Annotated in this window: 14 protein-coding genes and 1 tRNA gene; 11 read left to right on the top strand and 4 right to left on the bottom strand. The window is 68.1% G+C overall.

Going from position 1 to position 16,454, the window contains the following annotated elements; translation table 11 throughout:
• Positions 1–24: 24 nt before the first annotated feature.
• Positions 25–99: transfer RNA gene (locus RT456_RS06265), tRNA-Glu, on the bottom strand.
• Positions 100–149: 50 nt separating this feature from the next.
• Between RT456_RS06265 and pcnB the strand changes: the two genes are divergently transcribed.
• From pcnB to RT456_RS06305, 8 genes are all read left to right on the top strand, one after another.
• Positions 150–1,520, top strand: coding sequence for a polynucleotide adenylyltransferase PcnB (gene pcnB / locus RT456_RS06270; RefSeq protein WP_313344182.1), 1,371 nt, complete (start codon positions 150–152; stop codon positions 1,518–1,520).
• Between the two features lie 3 nt (positions 1,521–1,523).
• Positions 1,524–2,012 carry a 2-amino-4-hydroxy-6-hydroxymethyldihydropteridine diphosphokinase gene (gene folK, locus RT456_RS06275; RefSeq protein ID WP_313343978.1) on the top strand — a complete coding sequence of 163 codons (489 nt, stop codon included), beginning with the start codon at positions 1,524–1,526 and terminating at the stop codon, positions 2,010–2,012.
• 31 nt (positions 2,013–2,043) lie between these two features.
• Positions 2,044–2,859, top strand: a complete 816-nt coding sequence (gene panB / locus RT456_RS06280) for a 3-methyl-2-oxobutanoate hydroxymethyltransferase (protein ID WP_313343981.1) — start codon at positions 2,044–2,046, stop codon at positions 2,857–2,859.
• Entirely contained in the window at positions 2,856–3,698 is an 843-nt protein-coding gene (gene panC / locus RT456_RS06285; protein WP_313343983.1) for a pantoate--beta-alanine ligase, read from the top strand. The genes panB and panC overlap by 4 nt, the downstream gene beginning before the upstream one ends.
• Before the next feature lie 404 nt (positions 3,699–4,102).
• A complete protein-coding gene (panD, locus tag RT456_RS06290; RefSeq protein WP_313343985.1) occupies positions 4,103–4,483 on the top strand; it encodes an aspartate 1-decarboxylase in 381 nt (126 codons plus the stop codon).
• Positions 4,480–5,994, top strand: coding sequence for a glucose-6-phosphate isomerase (gene pgi / locus RT456_RS06295; RefSeq protein ID WP_313343987.1), 1,515 nt, complete (start codon positions 4,480–4,482; stop codon positions 5,992–5,994). Before panD ends, pgi begins: the two co-directional genes overlap by 4 nt.
• Before the next feature lie 315 nt (positions 5,995–6,309).
• A complete protein-coding gene (locus RT456_RS06300; RefSeq protein WP_313343990.1) occupies positions 6,310–8,907 on the top strand; it encodes an exo 1,3/1,4-beta-D-glucan glucohydrolase in 2,598 nt (865 codons plus the stop codon).
• Between the two features lie 93 nt (positions 8,908–9,000).
• Complete coding sequence (locus RT456_RS06305) at positions 9,001–10,563, top strand: sodium/sugar symporter (RefSeq protein WP_313343992.1); 1,563 nt, start codon at positions 9,001–9,003, stop codon at positions 10,561–10,563.
• A gap of 4 nt (positions 10,564–10,567) precedes the next feature.
• Here RT456_RS06305 and RT456_RS06310 read toward each other — a convergent pair whose 3' ends face one another.
• Complete coding sequence (locus RT456_RS06310) at positions 10,568–11,146, bottom strand: response regulator transcription factor (protein WP_313343995.1); 579 nt, start codon at positions 11,144–11,146, stop codon at positions 10,568–10,570.
• Entirely contained in the window at positions 11,143–12,369 is a 1,227-nt protein-coding gene (locus RT456_RS06315) for an ATP-binding protein (RefSeq protein ID WP_313343998.1), read from the bottom strand. Before RT456_RS06315 ends, RT456_RS06310 begins: the two co-directional genes overlap by 4 nt.
• Before the next feature lie 144 nt (positions 12,370–12,513).
• Here RT456_RS06315 and ispG point away from each other — a divergent pair, with 144 nt between their 5' ends.
• From ispG to RT456_RS06330, 3 genes are all read left to right on the top strand, one after another.
• Complete coding sequence (gene ispG, locus RT456_RS06320; RefSeq protein WP_313344001.1) at positions 12,514–13,779, top strand: flavodoxin-dependent (E)-4-hydroxy-3-methylbut-2-enyl-diphosphate synthase; 1,266 nt, start codon at positions 12,514–12,516, stop codon at positions 13,777–13,779.
• Positions 13,760–14,467, top strand: a complete 708-nt coding sequence (locus tag RT456_RS06325; protein WP_313344002.1) for a phosphatase PAP2 family protein — start codon at positions 13,760–13,762, stop codon at positions 14,465–14,467. Before ispG ends, RT456_RS06325 begins: the two co-directional genes overlap by 20 nt.
• Positions 14,468–14,691: 224 nt before the next feature.
• Complete coding sequence (locus tag RT456_RS06330) at positions 14,692–15,339, top strand: response regulator (RefSeq protein WP_313344005.1); 648 nt, start codon at positions 14,692–14,694, stop codon at positions 15,337–15,339.
• Positions 15,340–15,599: 260 nt separating this feature from the next.
• Here RT456_RS06330 and eda read toward each other — a convergent pair whose 3' ends face one another.
• Positions 15,600–16,259 carry a bifunctional 4-hydroxy-2-oxoglutarate aldolase/2-dehydro-3-deoxy-phosphogluconate aldolase gene (eda, locus tag RT456_RS06335; RefSeq protein WP_313344184.1) on the bottom strand — a complete coding sequence of 220 codons (660 nt, stop codon included), beginning with the start codon at positions 16,257–16,259 and terminating at the stop codon, positions 15,600–15,602.
• Between the last annotated feature and the right edge of the window lie 195 nt (positions 16,260–16,454).

Genomic DNA, 16,454 nt, shown 5'->3' on the forward strand with positions numbered 1-16,454 from the left:
TTTTGGCTACATGCACAACGACAATGGTGCTCCCTAGGGGACTCGAACCCCTGTTTTAGCCTTGAGAGGGCCACGTCCTAACCTCTAGACGAAGGGAGCATGCTTTGTCGCGAACTGCGCAGCGCGCTAGTATATGGACCTCGATGCCATTGGGCAATCCCGAAACTTCAACCGGAAGCGCCAACATCAATTCCTCCGCTACATCACCGTTCAGCCTGCGCGTGATCCCCCGCGACCAGCACACCATCTCCCGCAAGGACATCAGCCCCAACGCCCTGCGTGTCCTGTACCGCCTGCGCGACTCGGGTTTCTCCGGCTACCTGGTGGGGGGCGCCGTGCGCGACCTGCTGGTCGGCTGCAACCCCAAGGATTTCGACGTGGCCACCGATGCCACGCCGGAACAGGTCAAGGCGCTGTTCCGCAACTGCCGCCTGATCGGGCGCCGCTTCCGGCTGGCGCACGTGATGTTCGGCCGCGAGATCATCGAAGTAGCCACGTTCCGCGCCAACATCGATGACGGCAGCGGCGACCGCGAGATGGAAAACGGCATGCTGTTGCGCGACAACGTCTACGGCAGCATCGAAGACGACGCGATCCGCCGCGACTTCACCTGCAACGCCCTGTATTACGCCATCGAGGACTTCTCGGTGCGCGATTACACCGGTGGCTTTGAAGACGTGCAGGCCCGCCTGATGAAGCTCATCGGCGACCCGGAGCAGCGTTACCAGGAAGACCCTGTACGCATGCTGCGCGCCGTGCGACTGGCCGCCAAGCTCGGCTTCCAGATCGACGATGCCAGCGCCGAACCGCTGCCGCGGCTGGCCGGCCTGCTCGGCGAGGCCGCCCCGGCGCGCCTGTTCGAGGAAGTGCTGAAGCTGTTCCTGTCCGGCCACGGCGTGGCCAGCTTCGAGGGCCTGGAGCGTTACGGCCTGCTCGATGTCATGTTCCCCGAGAGCGCCGCCGCACTGCGCAGCAACCGCAGTGGCGCCCTGCGCCGCATGGTGATCGAAGGCCTGCACAACACCGACCAGCGCGTGGCCAACGACGAACCCGTGTCGCCCTCGTTCCTGTTCGCGCTGCTGCTGTGGCCGGCGTTCTGCCGCGCGCTGGCGACCCTGCAGAAGCAGGGCGTGGCGCAGGAAGAAGCGCAGCGCCGTGCCGCCGACCGCGTCACCCTGCACCAGCTCACCACCATCGCTTTGCCGCGCCGGTTCTCGCTGCCGATGCAGGAAATCTGGCTGCTGCAGGGGCGCTTCAGCTCGCGCCAGCGCAAGCGCGTGATCCGTACCCTGACCCATCCGCGTTTCCGCGCCGCGTTCGACTTCCTGGCGCTGCGCCAGGTCGCGTCCAGCGAGCACGCGGCCGACGTGGAGTTCTGGCGCGAGGCCCAGCTGCAGTCCGGGCCCGAGCTGGACTCGGCACTGGATGCCGCGCAGGGCGACGGCGAGCTGGACGAGAACGGGGCACCGCGCAAGCGCCGCCGCCGTCGGCGTCGTCCCGGTGGCGCCGCAGGCGAGTAAGCCGTGACCCTGGCCTGTATCGGACTGGGCGCCAACCTCGGTGACGCCGCGCAGACCCTGCGCGCCGCGTTCGAGGCGATGGCCACGCTGCCGCTGACCACGCTGCGGGCGCGCTCGCAGCTCTACAGCACCCCGGCCTGGGGCAATGAAGACCAGCCGGCCTTCGTCAACGCGGCCGCGGTGCTGGACACCGGGCTGGACGCGCCGGCGCTGCTGGAGGCACTGCTGGGCATCGAGCGCACATTCGGCCGCGTCCGCGACGCGGCGGTGCATTGGGGGCCGCGCACCCTCGACCTGGACCTGCTGCTGTATGGCGAAGCGGTCATCGACCTGCCGCAGTTGAAGGTGCCACACCCCTATCTGCACGAGCGCGCCTTTGCGCTGCTGCCGCTGGCCGAGATCGCCCCGGAGGCGATGATTCCCGGGCAGGGCCGCGTGCGGGACGCAGCGATGCGCATCGAGGCCTGCGGGATCGCGCCAATAGGAGGATAATGCGGGGCTTATCGCCACCGGTTATGAGCTCATGAGTACCCACGCAGACAGCAAGCCCTGGACCGTCCCCGCGTTGGCCGAGGCCAAGCGCAACGGGCAGAAGCTGGTCATGCTGACCGCCTACGACGCGGGCTTCGCGCGCACCTTCGACGCCAACGGCGTGGACCTGGTGCTGGTCGGCGACTCGCTGGGCATGGTGGTGCAGGGGCACGATTCGACCCTGCCGGTGACCACCGACGACATGGTCTACCACACCGCCTGCGTGGCCCGCGTGCTGCAGCGTGCGCTGCTGATCGCCGACCTGCCGTTCGGCGCCGATGCCAGCCCGGAACGCGCCTTCGAGGCCTCCCTGCGCCTGCTGCAGGCCGGTGCGGAGATGGTCAAGATCGAAGGGGCCGGCTTCAAGCTGGACGTGATCCGTTACCTGGTGGAGCGCGAGATTCCGGTCTGCTCGCACCTGGGCCTGACCCCGCAGTCGGTGCTGCGCCTGGGCGGATACCGCGTGCAGGGCAGGGGCGACGCCGCCCGCCAGCTGGTTGAAGACGCCAAGGCCGTGGTCGAGGCGGGCGCCAGCATGATCGTGCTTGAATGCCTGCCGACCCCGGTCGCCGCCGAGGTCACCGCGGCGGTATCGGTGCCGACCATCGGCATCGGCGCCGGTCCCCAGTGCGATGGCCAGGTGCTGGTGCTGCACGATTTCCTCGGCCTGGACAGCGGCCATCGCCGTCCCAAGTTCGTCAAGGATTTCCTTGCCGAAGGCGGGTCGGTGGCCGGTGCGGTCCGTGCCTATGCCGACGCCGTGCGCGACGGCTCCTTCCCCGACGCAGAACACGCCTACGCCTCATGATCGACACCGTCACCGAACTGTCCCGCCTGCGCGCCGTCGTCAACGGCTGGAAGCGCGAGGGCCTGCGCGTCGCGCTGGTACCCACCATGGGCAACCTGCACGCCGGCCACTATTCGCTGGTCACCCTGGCGCGGCAGTATGCCGACCGCGTGGTCTCCAGCGTCTTCGTCAACCCGACGCAGTTCGGCCCCAACGAAGACTTCACCCGCTATCCGCGCACGCCCGAGGCCGATACTTCCGGGCTGGAGCAGGCCGGCTGTGACGTGCTGTGGCTGCCCACGGTCGAGTCGATGTACCCGTTCGGCGTGGCGCTGGCCGCCAGCGTGAACGTGCCGGGCATCAGCGGCCTGCTCGAAGGCGCGCACCGCCCGGGCCACTTCGACGGCGTGTGCACCGTGGTCTCGCGCCTGTTCAACCAGGTCCAGCCGGACGTGGCCGCCTTCGGCAAGAAGGACTACCAGCAGCTGGCGGTGATCCGCCAGATGGTGGAAGACCTGGCCTTCCCGATCCAGATCGTGGGCGGCGACATCGTGCGCGAAGCCGACGGCCTGGCCATGAGCTCGCGCAACCAGTACCTCAACGGCGAGCAGCGCCAGGTCTCCACCACCATCCACCAGGTGCTGCTGGGCATGCGCGAAGGCTTCATCACCGGCAAGGCGCGCAGCCTGATCGAAGCCGAGGCAGCCGCTGCGCTGCAGGCCGCCGGCTTCCAGGTCGACTACGCCGTGGTGCGCAAGCCGGACCTGTCCGAGCCCGCCGACAGCGAAGTCGGCAATCGCGTGGCCCTGATCGCCGCGCGCATCGGCAGCACCCGCCTCATCGACAACCTCGAGTTCTAACCCGCCCGCACGCGGTAGAGCCGGGCTCTGCCCGGCTGCGCTTGATTGCACGTGTTCCCCTGGTGCCGGGCTCTGCCCGGCTTCATGCTTCTGGGCGAACAGCGCCTGGTCTGCGCGTCTCTCTGGTGTGGGCCGGGGCCCGGAGGGCGGTTCACGGCGTCCCCCGCGAACCCGCACCGACCCGCCAAGCCAAGGGAGGTGCTGGTCATCGGCTGTTCGCCCAGAACCATCACCAGCCGGGCGAAGCCCGGCGATCAGCAGCCTGTCGAATGCCGACCACACCAAGGCAGCGGGCCGTCCAGACCCGTCACCTGCCTGAACCGCCGGCAGCGTTCCTCGGCAGACCCCTGCCGCCGGGTCCCCGGGTGATAGAATTTCCCTTTCCTTTACCGTTGTCCCGTGCCATGCACCTCTCCCTGCTCAAGACCAAGATCCACCGCGCCACCGTGACCCATTCGGAGCTGAACTACGAAGGTTCCATCGCCATCGATGACAACCTGCTGCTGGCCACCGGCATCCGTGAGTTCGAACAGGTGCACATCTGGGACGTCACCAACGGTGCGCGCTTCTCCACCTATGCCATCCGCGCCGAAGCCGGCAGCGGCGTGGTCTCGCTCAACGGCGGCGCCGCGCGCCACGTGCAGGTGGGCGACATCATCATCATTGCCGCCTTCGCCAGCATGAGCGAACAAGAAGCTGACAGCTTCCGCCCGAAGTTGGTATACGTGGACGGCAACAACCAGATCTCCCACACCAACGACAGCATCCCGACCCAGGCCGCATGACACAGACCAACGGATTCGACCCGCTCCACTCCCATGCCCAGCGCCTGCGTGGCGCGAGCATCCCCGCACTGATCGCCGCCGAACCCGGCCGCGCACAATCGCTGGGACTGCGGGTCGGTCCGTTGTATGCCAACTTCGCGCGGCAGAAGTATGACCGCGCCGCGTTGGATGCATTGCTGCAACTGGCTGCCGAACGCGATGTCGCCGGCGCCTTCCAGCGCCTGTTCCGCGGCGGGACCGTCAACGTCACCGAAGGGCGCGCCGCCCTGCATACCGCCCTGCGCGGTGACCTCAGCGGTGCCCCCGTGGCCGGCGAGGCGTTTGCCACCTCCGCGCAGGTGCGTGCCCAGATGGGCGAACTGATCGCCGCGCTGGAAAAAACCAACGTCACCGACATCGTCAGCGTCGGCATCGGCGGCTCCGACCTCGGACCGCGCCTCGTCGCCGATGCACTGCGCCCGGCCAGCGGCGCGCGCTTCCGCGTGCATTTCGTGTCGAACGTGGACGGCGCCGCCATGCAGCGCACGCTGGCCACGCTGGATCCGGCCACGACTGCCGGCATCCTGATTTCCAAGACCTTCGGCACCCAGGAAACCCTGCTCAACGGGCAGATCCTGCATGACTGGCTGGGCGGCAGCGAGCGCCTGTATGCGGTCAGCGCCAACCCCGAGCGCGCTGCCAAGGCGTTCTCGATCGCCGCCGGCCGCGTGCTGCCGATGTGGGACTGGGTGGGCGGGCGGTATTCGCTGTGGTCGGCGGTCGGCTTCCCGATTGCGCTGGCGATCGGATTCGAGCGCTTCGAGCAACTGCTCGATGGCGCGGCGCGGATGGACGAACATGCCCTCACCGCACCGCTGGCGCAGAACCTGCCGGTGCTGCATGCGCTGACCGACATCTGGAACCGCAACCTGCTCGGTCACGCCACCCACGCAGTGATGACCTACGACCAGCGCCTGGCGCTGCTGCCGGCCTATCTGCAGCAGCTGGTGATGGAAAGCCTGGGCAAGCGCGTGCAGCTCGACGGCAGCCCCGTCGCCAGCGACACCGTGCCGGTGTGGTGGGGCGGGGCGGGCACCGACGTGCAGCACAGCTTCTTCCAGGCGCTGCACCAGGGCACCAGCGTGATCCCGGCCGATTTCATCGGCTGCGTGCACAACGATGATCCCTACGTGGTGAACCACCAGGCGCTGATGGCCAACCTGCTGGCGCAGACCGAGGCGCTGGCCAACGGCCAGGGCAGCGACGACCCGCACCGCGAGTACCCGGGCGGTCGCCCGAGCACGCTGATCCTGCTGGATGCGCTCACCCCGCAGTCGCTGGGCGCGTTGATCGCGATGTACGAACACGCGGTGTACGTGCAGTCCGTCGTCTGGAACATCAACGCCTTCGACCAGTTCGGTGTCGAGCTGGGCAAGCAGCTGGCCAGCCAGCTGTTGCCTGCGTTGCAGGGCGAAGCCCATGGCATCACCGACCCGGTGACGCTGGAACTGCTGGGCAGGCTGACGGGCTGAACCTCGCCACGCTGCATGACCACGAACCGCCGGCCCGTCCGGCGGTTCTGCGTTGTGGGGTCTGCGCAGTGGGGCCGCGGCGGCATACTGCAACGCAGCACGGTGGGGCTCGACAGTGGCAGCAGGTATGCCGCAAACCGCCGTGATTGAAGGGTGGGGCATCGGTTTGGCTATAGCACAATCCCATACCAGCGCCCGGCGATGGCATAGCCGCGGAATGGATTGACAGCATCGCGCGCAACGCCAAAGGTACGACGTCATGGCGCGGGGAGTCGCGCCATCTGTCTGCTGCCTGCGCACTACCTGGGAGGGTACATGCCGTTGCTTTCGCTTCGTTCCAACCGGCGGTCGATCCGCCATGCCCTTGCGCTGGCCACCTCGGCCGCGGTGCTGCTGCTGGCCGGGTGCGGTGGCAAGCCTGATGCCACCCCGCAGACGCCGTCGAGCGCCGCCGATGCCAAGACCCTCCATCCGCAGGACTGGCCCGAGGTGCGCTGGCCGCTGGCCGAAGACCCGGCGCTGGAGAAGCGCATCGATGCGCTGATGGCCGGCATGAGCGTGGAGCAGAAGGTGGGGCAGACCGTGCAGGGCGACATCGCCAGCATGACCCCCGATGACGTGCGCAGGTACCACATCGGCTCGGTACTGGCCGGCGGCAATTCGGATCCGGGCGGCAAGTATGATGCGCCGCCGTCGGCATGGCTCACGCTGGCCGATGCCTACTACGAGGCCTCGATGGATCCCGCCAGCGGGGGTCCCGGCATCCCGATCATCTTCGGCATCGATGCGGTACACGGCCAGAGCAACATCGTCGGTGCCACGCTGTTTCCGCACAACATCGGCCTGGGCGCGACCCGCAATCCCGACCTGATGCGCCAGATCGGTCAGGTCACCGCGGTGGAGACGCGCACCACCGGCATGGAGTGGACCTTCGCGCCCACCGTGGCGGTGCCGCAGGACGACCGCTGGGGCCGTACCTACGAAGGCTATTCCGAATCCCCCGAGGTGGTGGCCAGTTTCTCCGGCAAGGTCGTGGAAGGCCTGCAGGGCGTGCCGGGCCAGCCGGGCTTCCTGGACGGGCACCACGTGATCGCCTCGGTCAAGCACTACGCCGGCGACGGCGGCACCACCCACGGCAAGGACCAGGGCGACACGCAGGTCAGCGAGGCGGTGATGCGCGATGTGCATGCTGCCGGCTACCCGCCCGCCATCCAGGCCGGTGCGCAGACCGTGATGGCTTCGTTCAACAGCTTCAACGGCGTGGCCATGCATGGCCACACGCCGATGCTGACCGATGTACTGAAGGGGCGCATGCACTTCGGCGGCTTCGTGGTCGGCGACTGGAATGGCCACGGCAAGGTGGCCGGCTGCAGCAACGACAACTGCCCGGCGTCGTTCAATGCCGGTGTGGACATGCTGATGGCACCGGACAGCTGGAAGGGCATCTACGAGAGCAATGTGGCGGCGGTGAAGGCCGGCGTGATCCCCATGGCGCGACTTGATGAAGCGGTGCGTCGCATCCTGCGGGTCAAGCTGCGGCTGGGCCTGTTCGAGGCCGGCAAGCCGTCGACGCGTCCGCTGGGCGGGAAGTTCGAGCTGCTCGGCGCACCGGAACATCGTGCGATCGCCCGCCAGGCCGTGCGCGAGTCGCTGGTGCTGCTCAAGAACCAGGACGGCGTGCTGCCGCTCGCGCCGAAGCAGCGTGTGCTGGTGGCCGGTGACGGCGCCGACGACCTGGGCAAGCAGTCCGGCGGCTGGACGCTCAACTGGCAGGGCACCGGCACCAAGCGCGCCGACTACCCGAATGCGGACAGCATCTGGGACGGGCTGAAGCAGCAGGTCACCGCCGCCGGCGGCAGCGCCGAGCTGGCGGTCGATGGCAGGTACCGCACCAAGCCGGATGTGGCGGTGGTGGTGTTCGGTGAAAACCCGTACGCCGAATTCCAGGGTGACATCGCCACGCTGGCCTACAAGCCCGGCGATGACAGCGACCTGCAGTTGATCAAGCGGCTCAAGGCCGAGGGCATCAAGGTGGTGGCGGTGTTCCTGAGCGGGCGGCCGCTGTGGATGAACCGCGAGATCAACGCCGCCGATGCGTTCGTCGCGGCCTGGTTGCCCGGCTCGGAAGGCGCCGGCATTGCCGACGTGCTGCTGCGCAGGGCCGATGGCAGCGTGCAGCACGATTTCAAGGGCACGCTCAGCTTCTCGTGGCCGCGCACTGCGGTGCAGTACCAGAACAACGTCGGGCAGAAGGACTACGACCCGCAGTTCGCGTTCGGCTACGGCCTGCGCTACGCCGACAAGGGCGCGTGGGCACCGCTGCTGGAAGACTCGGGCATCCGCGGCGAGCAGGGCGAGGCGGGCGTCTACTTCAACAAGGGCAAGCCAAGCGCCGGCCTGGCCATGCGCCTGAGCGGCATCAAGCAGGCCGAGATGCCGGCCGTCACCTTCCCGGCGGTCCTCAGCGACGCCAGCCTGGAGGTGAGCGCGGTCGACCACAAGGCACAGGAAGATGCACGCCGGCTGCAATGGTCCGGGTCCGGCAAGGCCAGCATGGCGCTGGTGTCCAGCCGCGCGCTGGACCTCACCCGCGAAAGCAACGGCGACGTGCAGCTGCTGCTGACGCTGCGCCGCACCGGTGCGCTGGCCGGTCCGTTGGAGCTGGGCATCGGCTGCGGTGCCGGCTGCGAAGGCCGCATCGACCTGGCGCCGACGCTGGCCAAGGTGGCCGACGGCGAGTGGCGCACGATCGGCGTGCCGCTCAAGTGCTTCGCGGCCGCTGGCGCCGACCTGGCGAAGATCGAGCGGCTGCCGGTGCTCGCCTCGTCCACCGTGCTGGACCTGTCGGTATCGCGCATCGCGCTGGGCACCGGCAACGATGCACAGACCCTGGTTGCCTGCGCCACCCGATGACCGTACCGCCCCCGGCCGGCGCGGCGGGGGATCATTCCCGGCCGGGCGCGCACTGGCGCGCCGGCCGCTGCAACGCCGCACAAGGAGCATGACGTGGGATTGGCAACACTCGATGTGGCAATCGTGCTGGTCTACCTGGCCGGCATTTTCGTGCTGGCGCAGTGGGTCTCGCGCGAGAAGGCAGGGCACAGCAAGAGCGCCGAAGACTATTTCCTGGCCGGGCGTTCGCTGCCGTGGTGGGCCATCGGCGCATCACTGATCGCGGCCAATATTTCCGCCGAGCAGATCATCGGCATGTCCGGTTCGGGCTATGCGATCGGCCTGGCCATCGCGTCCTACGAATGGATGGCGGCGCTGACGCTGCTGATCGTCGGCAAGTACTTCCTGCCGATCTTCCTGCGCAACGGCATCTACACCATGCCGCAGTTCCTGCAGCAACGGTACGGCAACCGCATCCGCACGCTGATGGCGGTGTTCTGGCTGGGCCTGTACGTGTTCGTCAACCTCACCTCGATCCTGTGGCTGGGTTCCATCGCAGTCACCGAAGTGACCGGCATGGACCAGATGCTGGCGCTGGCGCTGATCGGCGTGTTCGCGCTGCTTTACCAGCTGTACGGCGGGTTGAAGGCGGTCGCGCTGACCGACATCGTGCAGGTCTCGCTGCTGATCCTGGGCGGGCTGCTGGTGACCGCGCTGACGCTGAAGGCCGTGGGCGGCGACGCCGGCATCCTCGGCGGCTTCCACAGACTCTGGCAGCAGCACCCCGAACACTTCGAGATGATCCTCGACCGGGACAACCCGTTCTACAAGGACCTGCCCGGCCTGAGCGTGCTGATCGGCGGGCTGTGGATCATGAACCTGAGCTACTGGGGCTTCAACCAGTACATCATCCAGCGTGCGCTGGCGGCCAAGGATATCGGCGAGGCGCAGAAGGGCGTGCTGTTCGCCGCGTTCCTGAAACTGCTGGTGCCGCTCGTGGTCGTGGTCCCGGGCATCGCCGCAGTGGTGCTGGCGCCGGACCTGGGCAAGCCGGACCGCGCCTACCCGGCGATGATGGGCCTGCTGCCCTCCGGCGTGCTCGGCCTGGTATTCGCGGCGCTGGTCGCGGCGATCGTCGCCTCGCTGGCCTCCAAGATCAATTCGGTGGCCACCATCTTCACCCTGGATTTCTACGCCAAGGCACGCCCGCAGAGCAGCCAGCCTGCGCTGGTGCGGGTGGGTCGCATCGCCGCCACGGTGGCGGTGCTGGTCGCGATTCTGGCGGCGCGTCCGTTGCTGGGCAGCTTCGACCAGGGCTTCCAGTACATCCAGGAATTCACCGGCTTCTTCACCCCAGGCATCACGGTGATCTTCCTGCTGGGCCTGTTCTGGAAGAAGGCCAGCGAGGCCGGCGCGCTGGCCGCGGCGATCGGTTCGTTCGTGCTGTCGATCGTGCTGAAGCTTGCATGGCCGGCGCTGCCCTTCATCGACCGCGTCGGCCTGGTGTTCCTGCTGGCGCTGGTGCTGGCAGTGGCGGTCTCGCTGGTGCGGCCGGCGCGGGTCGGCCAGGACCTGATCCGCACCGACGACGTGCGCTACACCACGCCGCCCAGTTTCAACATCGGCGGCCTTGGCGTGATCGCGATCCTGATCGCGCTGTACACCGTGTTCTGGTGACGGCTCAGCGGCTCGGGTCGCGTTCCGGACTCGGCCGTTTGGCCAGCTTGCGCTGCAGCGAACGCCGGTGCATGCCGAGCAGGCGCGCGGCGGCCGACACGTTGCCGCCGGTCTCGTGCATGGCCTGCTGGATGTGTTCCCACTGCAGGCGGCTGATCGGAGTCATCGCATCCGGCGGCTCCATGTCGCCGTCGTCGGCCGGGCCGTCGTCTTCCTCGCCCAGCGCACGCAGGATCATCGGCACCGTGGCGGGCTTGGGCAGGTAGTCGTCGGCGCCGAGCTTGATCGCCTCCACCGCGGTGGCAATGCTGGCGTAGCCGGTCACCAGCAGGATGCGCATGTCTTCGCGCAGCGCACGCAGCGGCTGGATCAGCGACAGCCCCGATTCCGAGCCCAGTTTCAGGTCGATCAGCGCATACGCCGGCGGTTGCTGGCGGGCCAGCAGCAGCGCCGAGGCGGTGTCGCTGGCCGTCACGGTCTCCAGGCCCTTGCGGGCCAGGCTGCGCTGCAGCGTGCGCAGGTACAGTTCGTCGTCATCGACCAGCAGGCCATGGCTGGCGGCGGGAAGGGCGGGGGTGGTCATGCGGAAGTCTCCGGTGAGGCCAGGGGCAGGCGGAAGCCGACGCGGGTACCGGCGCCCTGCGCCGGGCGCATCCACAGCTCGCCGTCCAGGCGCTCGATGGTGGCGTGGGACAGGGCCAGGCCGACGCCCATCCCCTGGGTCTTGCCGCTGTTGAACAGGGTGCCGGGCAGCACCGCATCGCGCGCATCGAAACCGCGCCCGTAATCGCGCACTTCGCCGATCAGGTCGTGGCCCTCGATGCGCAGCGTCAGGTCGACCTGCGGCCGTTCGGCCTGTTCGCCGGCGTCGGCGGCGTTGTTGAGCAGCACCATGAGCAGGTGGCCGATGCCGGGATCGAGCGGCAGCTGCAGCGGCGCGTCGTCGTTGCGTTTGAGGGTGATGGTCGGGCGCACCAGCCGCCACTGTTCCAGCACCTGCGGCAGGGTCACCGAATCGCGTCCCGGCGCCTGGCCGGCAGCGGGGCGGGCCAGCGCCAGCACGCGTTCGCGGCATTGCACGAGCAGTTCGCGCAGCGTGTCCACGTCGTCGCGCAGTTCCGGGCTGTCGGTCTGGTCGGCGATGTCGTCGGCGAGCAGGGTCATGGTCGCCAGCGGGGTATTGAGCTCATGCGCCACCGACGCGGCATGGGTGGCCAGGGCGACGATGCCTTCGTTGCGCACGAAACGCTCGCGCAGCAACGACAGCTCGTGTTCGCGCCTGCGCAGCGCGATCGCCAGCCGCGTGGCGAACACCAGCACCACCGTGGCCGACAGCAGGAAATTGCACACCACGCCCCACTGGTGCATCTGCATCGCCGTGAAGTAGCCGGCGGGCAGGGGCAGCCCGAAGATGCCGCTGATCGCATAGCCGATCAGGCACGCCGCCGCCACGGCCAGCGTCCAGCGCAGCGGCAGCGCCAGCGCGGCCAGGGCGATCAGGATCAGGAACAGCGAGCCGAACGGATTGGCCACGCCGCCGCTCCACGCCACCATCCAGGTGAGCACGGTGACGTCGACCAGGATGTGCCCGAACGCAGTCACCGGGGCGGTATCGGCGTCGTGCACGCGCAGCTGCGCGTACAGGTTGAACAGGGCCAGCGCGGCCACACCGGCCCACAGCGGCAGCGGCGGCAGTTCCAACCCCAGTACCCACGTGGCGACCAGGATGGTGGCCGCCTGGCCACCCACGGCCAGCCAGCGCAGGCTGCACAGGGTGCGGAGGAAAGGAGCGTCTTGGCCGGTCATCACGCCCATCGTATGCGCTCGCGCGCCTGTACGCCTGCGACAATCGGCCGCATCGGGGGATATGTTGCCGCCCGAGATGAGTACCGACCAACGGTCGGCACCTACGCGCGCGCGCCGGTGCCCGGCGCGCGCTAAAATACCGGGATGCACGACGCCGTCAGCCAACCTACCCAACCGTCCGACACCACCGTGTGGGCCCGTCGCCAGACCCAGGCCGTCCGCATCGGCGGCGTGGTCGTGGGGGGGGGCAAGCCCGTGGTGGTCCAGTCGATGACCAACACCGACACCGCCGACGTGGCGTCCAGCGTGAAGCAGGTCGCCGAGCTGTGGCGGGCCGGGTCGGAAATGGTGCGCCTGACCGTCAACAACCCGGAATCGGCCGCGGCCATCCCGCGCATCGTGGAGAAGCTGCAGATGATGGGGATCGACGTCCCCCTGATCGGCGATTTCCACTACAACGGCCACCAGCTGCTGACCCAGGAACCGGCCTGCGCCGAGGCGCTGGCCAAGTACCGGATCAATCCCGGCAACGTCGGCTTCGGCAAGAAGAAAGACACCCAGTTCGCCCAGCTGATCGAGTTTGCGATCCGCTATGCCAAGCCGGTGCGCATCGGTGCCAACTGGGGCTCGCTGGACCAGTCCCTGGCCGCGCGCCTGATGGATGAGAACAGCAAGCGCGATGTGCCGTGGGACGCCGGCCGGGTGCTGCGCGAGGCGTTGATCCGCTCCGCGCTGGATTCGGCGCATACCGCCGTCGAGCTGGGCCTGCCGCGCGATCGCATCGTGCTGTCGGCCAAGGTCAGCGGCGTGCAGGAGCTCATCGCGGTGTACCGCGACCTGGCCCAGCGTTCGGACTTCGCCCTGCACCTGGGCCTGACCGAGGCCGGCATCGGCAGCAAGGGCATCGTCGCCTCGTCGGCGGCGCTGGCGGTGCTGCTGCAGGAAGGCATCGGCGACACCATCCGCATTTCGCTGACCCCGGAACCGGGCCAGTCGCGGACGCAGGAAGTCATCGTCGCCCAGGAACTGCTGCAGACCACCGGCCAGCGTGCCTTCACCCCGCTGGTCACCGCGTGCCCCGGCTGCGGCCGCACCACCTCCGAGTTCTTCCAGGAGCTGGCCAAGGTCGTGCAGAACCACGTGCGCGGAAAGATGCCGGAATGGAAGGTGAGCCATCCCGGCGCGGAAAACATGACCTTGGCGGTGATGGGCTGCATCGTCAACGGGCCGGGTGAATCGCGCCACGCCAACATCGGCATCTCGTTGCCCGGCACCGGTGAAACGCCGGCCGCGCCCGTGTTCGTCGATGGCGAAAAGACCGTGACGCTGCGCGGCGACAACATCGCCCAGGAGTTCGTGGCGCTGATCGACGATTACGTCGAACGCACGTATGTCCGAAGCGTCGGATAAGCCCACGGTGCTGGCCAGCCCGGAGCCGGCCGCCGGATTCCGCCACTGGATGGCCCACAACGCCTGGCGCTTCGTGCTGCTGTTCGCCGGCGTGCTGTTGCCGCTGGCCGGCTTCGTGGCCCTGGCCGACGAAGTCCACGAGCTGGAGGCGTTCTTTTTCGACGCGCCGCTGCTCTGGAAGATGCATGCCGTGGCCCGGCCCAGCCTGGACGCGGCCTTCGTCCTGATCTCGAAGATCGGCTACCAGTGGGGCGTGATTCCCGCCGACATCCTGATCGTGGCGGCCCTGCTGCTGCGCCGGCGCTGGCGCGAGGCCAGCTTCGCCGCGCTCAGCTTCGCCGGCTCGGCGCTGCTCAACCTGGGCAGCAAGCAGTTCTTCCAGCGTGACCGGCCGAGCCTGTGGGAGTCGATCGCCCCGGAAAGCACCTACAGCTTCCCCAGCGGCCATGCCATGGGTTCGATGACCCTCGCCGCCGTGATCGTGCTGCTGGCCTGGAATACCCGCTGGCGCTGGCCGGCAGTGGCCTTCGCGGTCCTGTTCGCCGGTTCGGTGAGCCTCTCGCGCATCTACCTGGGCGTGCATTACCCGTCCGACATCCTGGCCGGATGGTGTGCCGCGCTGGTTTGGGTGGTAGGGTGCTTCCTGGTGATGTTCCGGCGCCGCCATCCCTGGCGCAGCCGGCACTGAGACCGGCCGCGCGGGAAGCAGGCCGGAAGCGGCATGGGTTTCCGCGGACCACGATAGGTCCAATAAACCGATACAGCTTGGGGTGAAAGGCTTGGGGAACGGGCCGTGCTGAATGCGTGTGACGTGCGGAGCAGAACGCGCCGGGAAGGTGCGATCTTCCTTGTTAACGCAGGACCCCGCGACTAGGCTTGCCCCCGATTGCAGCGTTTGGAAGAGGTGCGTGGATGACGATTCGAGTGTATCTGGTGGACGACCACGCGCTGGTGCGAACCGGCATGAAGATGATCCTGTCCCATGAAACGGACATCGAGGTCGTGGGCGAAGCCGAATCCGGCGAAGACGCGTTGCCCGAGATCCGCCAGTTGCGGCCGGACGTCGTGCTGTGTGACCTGCACCTGCCCGGCGTGAGCGGCATGGAAGTCACCGAACGCGTCGTGCGTGGCGACCATGGCACCCGCGTGGTGATCGTCTCCGTACTCGAAGACGGCCCCATGCCCAAGCGCCTGCTTGAAGCCGGCGCCTCCGGCTACATCGGCAAGGCCTGCGACGCACAGGAACTGCTGCGCGCGGTGCGCGACGCCGCGCTGGGCCGCCGTTACCTTGGCAGCAGCATCGCCCAGAACCTGGCATTGTCGAACGTCGAAGGCAGCCAGTCCCCGTTCGACAGCCTGTCCGCGCGCGAGCTGGAAGTCGCCCTCCTGCTCACCCAGGGTCTGCGCCAGGAAGAGATCGCCAAGCGCCTGAGCCTGAGTGCGAAGACGGTCAACACCCACAAGTCGCGCCTGTTCGAGAAAATGGGCATCCACGACAACATCGCGCTGGCCCGCATGGCCAGCCAGTACGGATTGGTGGATCCGGCGCGGCCGATGTGACCGCGCCGCGTCTGGCGCGCTTCGTCTTGGGCTGAACGTCGGCAGCGTTGTGCGGGGCGGTGAGTTGTGCGGCGTCGGATGCGTGTGCCGCGCTGTGCGCGGTGTCCACGCAGGGCGTGGACCCACGAACCGTTACGTGCGCAGGACGATCACGTAGTCAAAAACAACCGCGAACCGCAAATCGCCAACCGCCAACCGCCAACCGCAGATTTCCAACTGGGTAGAGCCACGCCCTGCGTGGCTGCGCCATCTTCGCAATCCTAGCGCGACCGGACACGCGCGACGATTTTGGCGGCGTCTGCCGCGCTGTCGCGCACCTTGTCCCATTCGCCGTTGGCGATCCAGTTGCCCGGCACCATCCACGAGCCGCCGATGCAGACCACGTTCTTCTGCTCCAGGTACTCCGCCGCCGTCGTCTCCGTGATCCCACCGGTCGGGCACAGCTTCAGGTCCGGAATTGGACCGGCCAGCCCCTTGATCATCGCCAGCCCGCCCACCGCCGAGGCCGGGAACAGCTTGCACACCCGGAACCCGCGCGCGTACAGCGCCAACAGCTCCGTCGGCGACGCCGCACCCGGCACCACCGGCAGCGGTGCCGCCGCCAGCGCATCGGCCATGTGCGCCGGCGTACCCGGCGTCACCAGGAAATCCGCGCCCGCATCGATCGACTGCTGCATCTGTTCCACCGTCAGCACCGTGCCCGCACCCACCACCACATCCGGCAGCTCGCGCTTCAACATCGCCAGCGCCTCCATCGCCACCGGCGTCCGCAGCGTCAGCTCGATGGCCGGCAGGCCACCTTCCAGCAACGCCGCGCTGACCGCGCGCGCCTGGTCGAGCGTATGCACCGTCACCACCGGCAGGATGCCGGCAGCAAGCAACAAGGTTTCAGCGCGTTTTTGATGTTCGGCAATTGCCATGAAAAACCCCTTTCCGTAAGTCGAAAATCGCATTCCGGCCGGTTTGCGGCCGGAGCAGACGATCCGTGGAGCCGGCCAGCGGCCGGCACTACTGTTGGTCAAGCGGACGATCCGTGGAGCCGGCCAGCGGCCGGCACTACTGTTGGTCGAGCAGACGATCCGTGGAGCCGGCCAGCGGCCGGCACTACTGTTGGT

The organism is Stenotrophomonas sp., from assembly GCF_032099025.1.
GTDB lineage: Bacteria > Pseudomonadota > Gammaproteobacteria > Xanthomonadales > Xanthomonadaceae > Stenotrophomonas.

Coding starts and splice junctions, on each gene's coding strand:
- RT456_RS06315 (WP_313343998.1), bottom strand. CDS start 12,369: ATGACCGGCCAAGACGCTCCTTTCCTCCGCACCCTGTGCAGCCTGCGC.
- ispG (WP_313344001.1), top strand. CDS start 12,514: ATGCACGACGCCGTCAGCCAACCTACCCAACCGTCCGACACCACCGTG.
- RT456_RS06300 (WP_313343990.1), top strand. CDS start 6,310: ATGCCGTTGCTTTCGCTTCGTTCCAACCGGCGGTCGATCCGCCATGCC.
- panC (WP_313343983.1), top strand. CDS start 2,856: ATGATCGACACCGTCACCGAACTGTCCCGCCTGCGCGCCGTCGTCAAC.
- eda (WP_313344184.1), bottom strand. CDS start 16,259: ATGGCAATTGCCGAACATCAAAAACGCGCTGAAACCTTGTTGCTTGCT.
- pgi (WP_313343987.1), top strand. CDS start 4,480: ATGACACAGACCAACGGATTCGACCCGCTCCACTCCCATGCCCAGCGC.
- RT456_RS06325 (WP_313344002.1), top strand. CDS start 13,760: ATGTCCGAAGCGTCGGATAAGCCCACGGTGCTGGCCAGCCCGGAGCCG.
- RT456_RS06330 (WP_313344005.1), top strand. CDS start 14,692: ATGACGATTCGAGTGTATCTGGTGGACGACCACGCGCTGGTGCGAACC.
- RT456_RS06310 (WP_313343995.1), bottom strand. CDS start 11,146: ATGACCACCCCCGCCCTTCCCGCCGCCAGCCATGGCCTGCTGGTCGAT.
- panD (WP_313343985.1), top strand. CDS start 4,103: ATGCACCTCTCCCTGCTCAAGACCAAGATCCACCGCGCCACCGTGACC.
- panB (WP_313343981.1), top strand. CDS start 2,044: ATGAGTACCCACGCAGACAGCAAGCCCTGGACCGTCCCCGCGTTGGCC.